This window comes from Streptomyces sp. NPDC050164, assembly GCF_044459945.1.
Lineage (GTDB): Bacteria > Actinomycetota > Actinomycetes > Streptomycetales > Streptomycetaceae > Streptomyces > Streptomyces coeruleorubidus_A.
In genome coordinates, this window is sequence record NZ_JBITJK010000097.1 from 1 (window position 1) to 1662 (window position 1662).

1 protein-coding gene is annotated in these 1662 nt (G+C 69.3%); it reads left to right on the top strand.

Features of this window, described 5'->3' with window-relative positions; genetic code table 11:
• Nucleotides 1-125 precede the first annotated feature (125 nt).
• The gene (locus tag ACIBNA_RS45020) at nt 126-1502 is read left to right on the top strand and encodes an IS1380 family transposase (protein ID WP_399171292.1); all 1377 of its coding nucleotides are present in this window, start codon (nt 126-128) and stop codon (nt 1500-1502) included.
• The last annotated feature ends 160 nt before the right edge of the window (nt 1503-1662 follow it).

Consider the following 1662-nt stretch of genomic DNA (forward strand, 5'->3'; position numbering starts at 1 on the left):
TAGCCTCGCGCTTTCATGAACGTGCTCGTCCATGCCTTGATCAAATAAGCGGAGAGTGCTCCTGACCTGCAACGATGGGACTTGTCGAGGGTCCTGTTGGCTGCATGGAAAGAAGCACTCTCCAGGTGAAGAAGCGTATCGGGTCGTACCCGCGTGTCCGTATCGAGGGCGGCGGCCGGACGGTGGTCTCGCAGGCCGGTGGCGTGCTGCTGGTCGAGACTGTCCGCAAAGCCGGTTTGGACACCGCTATATCTGCGGCGCTGACGCCGTGGCAGAGGCCGCGGGCCGTCCACGATCCGGGGAAGATCCTGCTGGACGTCGCACTGGCAGTGGCGTTGGGCGGGGACTGCCTCGCCGATGTCGGCATGCTGCGGGCCGAGCCGGCCGTGTTCGGGCCGGTCGCCTCCGACCCGACGGTCTCCCGCCTGATCGACACCCTCGCCTCTTCCGGCGACCGAGCTCTGCAGGCCATCCGTTTCGCGCGGGCCGAAGCCCGCAGACACGTCTGGCAGTTGGCCGGCAGGGAAGCGCCCGATGCCGACGGGACGGTGACCGTCGATCTCGACGGGGTGCTGGTGATCGCGCACTCGGACAAGGAGGACGCGGCCCCGACCTGGAAGCGGACCTGGGGCCACCACCCGCTGATGGGGTTCGTCGATCACGGGCCGGGCGGCACCGGAGAGCCGGTGGCAGCCCTGCTCAGGCCGGGGAACGCGGGCTCGAACACGGCCACCGACCACATCACCGCCACCCATCTGGCCCTGGCTCAACTGCCGAGGGAGTACCGGCGCGGACGTCAGACCCTGATCCGCACCGACTCCGCGGGCGGCACCCACGACTTCGTCACCTGGCTCGCCCGGCGGGGACGGTGGCTGTCCTACTCGGTCGGCATGGTGATCACGGGCACGATCCACCAGCACGTGCTGAAGGTTCCGGCGTCGGCCTGGACGCCCGCCGTTGAGGCGGACGGCGAAATCCGTGACGGCGCCTGGGTCGCCGAACTCACCGGCGATGTCCTGGACGGCTGGCCGAAGGGCATGCGGCTGATCGTTCGAAAGGAACGGCCGCACCCTGGAGCGCAGTTGAGGCTCACGGACGCGGACGGCATGCGGCTGACCTGTTTCGCCACCAACACCGTCGGCCGGCCGATCGCCGAGCTCGAGCTCCGTCACCGGCTGCGGGCGAGGGCCGAGGACCGCATCCGGGCCGCCCGGGCCACCGGCCTGCGGAATCTCCCTTTGCACCGCACCGCCCAGAACCGGATCTGGCTGGAGATCGTGCAGATCGCACTGGACCTGCTGGCCTGGATGCCGATGCTCGCACTGACCGGCAAGGCCAGGCTCTGGGAGCCCCGCCGGCTGCGGCTGCGGCTTTTCGCCACGGCGGGACAACTCGTGATCACCAGTCGGCGGCGGATCCTCCGCCTGGCCCGGCACTGGCCCTGGGCCAGCCACATCACCACAGCTCTCGAACGGCTCGCACTCCTGCCGAATCCCGGCTGACCAACGGATCCCCGTCCCTACGACAGCAGCTCAACGCTCGGAGCAGTGGAACCCGGCGCCGCCCCGAGGCGACATTCGGGCCCTGGGCCTGCACAGCCTTCGTCCACGGCACGAAAACGGTCCGCCGACGGAGCTGGCGGACCGTCATGAAAGGTCGAGG